Raw genomic sequence first — 4313 nt, 5'->3', positions numbered from 1 at the left:
GGCGCCCGCCGTCCTGACCGCTGCGGCACCCGCGCGACGGGGCACCCACGCGACGGGCGGGCAACGGGGGAAACGGTGCGACAGCACCCGGTGCGGGGCGCGGTGTCGCCGGTCAGGCCGCCTGCACGGAGTTGGTCAGCGTGCCGATGCCCTCGATCGTGATCGAGACCTGCTGCCCCTCCTCGATCGGACCCACACCCTCCGGCGTGCCGGTGAGGATCATGTCCCCGGGCAGCAGCGTCATCACCGACGAGACGAACGCGACCAGGTCGCCGACCTTGTGCACCATCGCGGAGGTGCGGGCGTCCTGTTTGAGCACGCCGTCCACCTCGCTCGTCAGCCGGAGGTCGGCCGGGTCCGTCGCGGTCTCGATCCAGGGCCCCACGGGGCAGAAGGTGTCGAAGCCCTTGGCCCGGCCCCACTGCCCGTCCGAGGCCTGCAGATCGCGGGCACTGACATCGTTGGCGACCGTGTAGCCGAGGACGGCGGCGGACGCCTTCTCCGCGGGGACGTTCTTCACCGGCTGGCCGATCACCACGGCCAGTTCGCCCTCGAAGTCGACCCGGGACGACGCCCGCGGCAGCTTGATCGACGTGTTCGGCCCGGTCACCGTGGTCGACGGTTTCATGAAGATCATCGGCTCGGCCGGGACCTCGTTGCCGGACTCCGCCGCGTGCCTGGGGTAGTTCCGTCCGACGGCGATCACCTTGGTCGGCAGGATCGGGGCGATCAGCCGGACGTCGGCCAACGGCCACCGCCTGCCGGTGTAGTTCGGTTTCCCGAACGGATGCTCCGCGATTTCCAGAACCTGGGCCGCCTCGTCGGACTCGCCCTCGGCCTCGATCGAGGCGAAGGCGACACCGTCGGGATGAGCGATTCGAGCCAGACGCACGCCGCGATCCTAACGCCCGTCGTCCGCCGTCGCGACGCCCGCCTTGTAGACCAGCGCGTCGCACAGGGCGAGCCAGCTCGCCTCGACGATGTTCGCGTGGACCCCCACGGTCGTCCACGCGTGCTGTCCGTCGGACGATCCGATGAGCACGCGGGTGACGGCGTCGGTGCCCGGGTTGCCCGCGAGGATGCGCACCTTGTAGTCGGCCAGTTCCACGTCGTCCAACCAGGACAGGTGCCGGCGCAGCGCCTTGCGCAGCGCGGCGTCGAGCGCGTTCACCGGACCGTTGCCCTCGGCGGTGGCGATCACCCGTTCCCCACCGACGTGCACCTTCACCGTGGCCTCGGACACCACGTCGCCACCACGCTGGTGGTCGAGCACCACGCGGTAGGACTCGAGCGCGAACGGCGGCTCCGGGGGCGTGTCGTCGGCCTCGGCGCGCAGCAGCAGTTCCAGTGAGGCGTCGGCGGCCTCGAACGACCACCCTTCCGACTCCAGCGCCTTCACCTTCTTCAGGGCGCTGGTCAGTGCCTCGGGGCGGTCGGTGAGGTCGAGGCCGATCTCGGCGCCCTTCAGTTCCAGGCTCGCGCGGCCCGCCATCTCGGTCACCAGCACCCGCATGTCGTTGCCCACGAGTGCCGGGTCGATGTGGTTGTACAGCAGCGGATCCACTTTGATGGCGCTGGCGTGCAAGCCTGCCTTGTGCGCGAACGCCGAGGAACCCACGTAGGCCTGGTGGGTGTCCGGGGCGATGTTGGCGAGTTCGGCCAGTGCGTGCGAGACGCGGGTCAGCTCCCCCGCACCGCCCGCCGGGAGCACGTCCATGCCGAGTTTGGCGACCAGGTTGCCGGTGACGGCGAACAGGTCGGCGTTGCCCGCCCGTTCGCCGTACCCGTTGGCGGTGCACTGGACGTGCGTGGCACCGGCCTGCACCGCGGCCACACTGTTCGCCACCGCGCAGGCGGTGTCGTCCTGACAGTGGATCCCCAACCGGAGTCCGGTGCGCCCGCCGACCTCGGCGACGGTCTCCGCGATGCCCAGCGGCAGTTGCCCTCCGTTGGTGTCGCACAGCACGACGACGTCGGCGCCCGCCTCGCCCGCGGCCTGAAGCACCCGCAGTGCGGTGGCCGGGTCGTGGGCGTAGCCGTCGAAGAAGTGTTCGGCGTCCACGAACACCCGCCGACCGAGCCCGACCAGGTGGGCGACCGTGTCCCGCACCATCGCGCACGCCTCGTCGGTGTCCACACGCAGCGCGCGTTCGATGTGCCGGGAGTCCGCCTTCGCCACCAGGGTCACCACGGGTGCTCCCGAGTCCACCAACGCCCGAACCTGCGGGTCGTCGGCGGCACGGACCCCCGCGCGCCGGGTGGAGCCGAACGCCACCAGCGCGGCGTGCCGGAGGGACAGTTCCCCCGCGGCGGCGCGGGCGAAGAACTCGGTGTCCTTGGGCAGCGCGCCCGGCCATCCGCCCTCGATGAATCCGACCCCCAGCTCGTCCAGCAACCGCGCCACGGCGAGCTTGTCCGCGACGGAGTACGCGATGCCCTCCCGCTGCGCGCCGTCGCGGAGGGTGGTGTCGTAGAGGTGAAAGCGGTCCCCCATCGGGGTGCCCGCGGGTTCCGTGCGGTTCACGGTGTCTCCTCGCCACGGTTTCCGGGAAACAAACGGTGTCCGACCGACGGTGTCCGGCCAACAAAAAAGACCCCCCGCGGGATCGCGAGAGGTCTGCGCGCCGGGTGCCCGAATCGGGCACTCATCCGGCGCGCCGGCGAATAATGAGCACACCTGCGGTGGTCATGGGGCTCATGGTGACACAGTCACCGCTTCCGGCGGCGTTCGGCCCCCGTCTCCCCGGCATAGCCGAGGTCGTCACCCGCGGCCCGGCCGACGAAGGTGTCGTTGCGCCCGGGACCGGTCGAGGACTGGTTGTCCCCGCGTTCGTCCGGCCTGCCGCCCGTGGGGCGGGCGCGGGAGACGGCCGGGTCGTCGGCGGCGTCGGCCTCCGGCGCGCTGGAGGAGGCGGGTTCGGTGCGCCCACGCAGGACACGGAGCCATTTCCACATGTCGCCGGACTACCCACCCTCGTTTGGGGGAAACGACCGTGCCGCCGCTGCCCCGCCCGGTCAGCTCGCCTGGCGCGCGTTCGACGAGACCAGCGCGGCGAGCCGGTCGCCGATGGCCTGCGTGGTGCCGGGCGAGCTCTGGTCCCGCGTGGCGAGATCGAACGCGACCGACGCCTCGATGCGGCGGGCGGCCTCCTTCTCCCCGAGGTGGTCGAGCAACAGCGACACGGACAACACCGCCGCGGTGGGGTCCGCGAGGTTCTGGCCCGCGATGTCCGGGGCACTGCCGTGCACCGGCTCGAACATGCTCGGGTTCCGCTTGGAGATGTCGAGGTTCCCGCTCGCGGCGAGACCGATGCCGCCGGTGACCGCGCCGACCAGATCGGTGACGATGTCGCCGAAGAGGTTGTCGGTGACGATGACGTCGAACCGGCCCGGGTCGGTCACCAGGTGGATGGTGGCCGCGTCCACATGGGAGTAGGCGACCGTGACGTCCGGGTGACGCAGCGACTCCTCCTCGACGATCCGCGACCACAGCGACCCGGCGTGTTCGAGGACGTTGGTCTTGTGCACCAGCGTCACGTGCTTGCGCTCGCGCTGCTCCGCCCGGTCGAAGGCGTCGGCGACGACGCGCCGCACACCGAAGGCGGTGTTCAGGCTGATCTCGGTGGCGATCTCCTGCTCGGTGTCCTTGCGCAGGAGTCCGCCGTTGCCCGCGTACGGGCCCTCGGTGCCTTCGCGCACGACGACGAGGTCGATCTCACCGGGGTCGGTGAGCGGCCCGCGCACACCCGGGTAGAGGCGCCCCGGCCGCAGGTTCACGTGGTGATCGAGTTCGAACCGCAGGCGCAGCAGCAGGCCGCGCTCCAGGATGCCGCTGGGCACACTCGGATCGCCCACGGCGCCGAGAAGGATCGCGTCGTGCTCGCGCAGCTCGCCCAGCACCGACTCGGGGAGCAGTTCCCCCGTGGCGTGCCAGCGGGAGGCGCCGAGGTCGTACTTGCTGATCTCGGCGTTCGGCACGACCTCGGCGAGCACCTTGAGTGCCTCGGTCACCACCTCGGGCCCGATCCCGTCGCCGGGGATCACAGCGAGCCGCATCCACACACCTCCGTGAAATCAGGCACCCGGCCGCTCCGGACACCCATCCGCGATCGAACTCCAGCGACGGCAGGCTACCGGCTGTCGACACGGCATCGAAGAACGACCACCCGTCCGCCGCAACGAGCCTGCTGCGCAGTCACACAATCGTGGCACACGGGCGCGCCCGCACCCGCCGCAGGGACGCAGGGACACGCGGCATTCCGCCAATCGACGGGACCGACCGCGTGCCCCACACCGGGTCGCCCGGCCGGATG

At 71.2% G+C, this 4313-nt stretch carries 4 protein-coding genes; all 4 read right to left on the bottom strand.

Annotation, left to right across the window (positions count from 1 at the left end; genetic code table 11):
* Window positions 1-112: 112 nt before the first annotated feature.
* Window positions 113-892: a fumarylacetoacetate hydrolase family protein gene (locus tag SACHA_RS0116115; protein WP_019811383.1), complete on the bottom strand. Its 780-nt coding sequence runs from the start codon at window positions 890-892 to the stop codon at window positions 113-115.
* 9 nt (window positions 893-901) lie between these two features.
* Complete coding sequence (cimA, locus tag SACHA_RS0116110) at window positions 902-2524, bottom strand: citramalate synthase (RefSeq protein ID WP_019811382.1); 1623 nt, start codon at window positions 2522-2524, stop codon at window positions 902-904.
* Window positions 2525-2709: 185 nt separating this feature from the next.
* Window positions 2710-2955 (bottom strand): hypothetical protein, encoded by a 246-nt coding sequence (locus SACHA_RS0116105; RefSeq protein ID WP_019811381.1) that lies wholly within the window; start codon window positions 2953-2955, stop codon window positions 2710-2712.
* 60 nt (window positions 2956-3015) lie between these two features.
* On the bottom strand, window positions 3016-4056 hold the full coding sequence (locus tag SACHA_RS0116100; RefSeq protein WP_020628644.1) for a 3-isopropylmalate dehydrogenase: 1041 nt from the start codon (window positions 4054-4056) through the stop codon (window positions 3016-3018).
* Window positions 4057-4313: the final 257 nt, after the last annotated feature.

The organism is Saccharomonospora halophila 8, assembly GCF_000383775.1.
In the GTDB taxonomy this organism is placed as follows: Bacteria; Actinomycetota; Actinomycetes; order Mycobacteriales; family Pseudonocardiaceae; genus Saccharomonospora; species Saccharomonospora halophila.
This window is presented reverse-complemented; position numbering and strand designations above follow the sequence as displayed.

Excerpts from the sequence above, each read along its gene's own strand:
- SACHA_RS0116105 (WP_019811381.1), bottom strand. The coding sequence starts at position 2,955 with ATGTGGAAATGGCTCCGTGTCCTGCGTGGGCGCACCGAACCCGCCTCC.
- SACHA_RS0116100 (WP_020628644.1), bottom strand. The coding sequence starts at position 4,056 with ATGCGGCTCGCTGTGATCCCCGGCGACGGGATCGGGCCCGAGGTGGTG.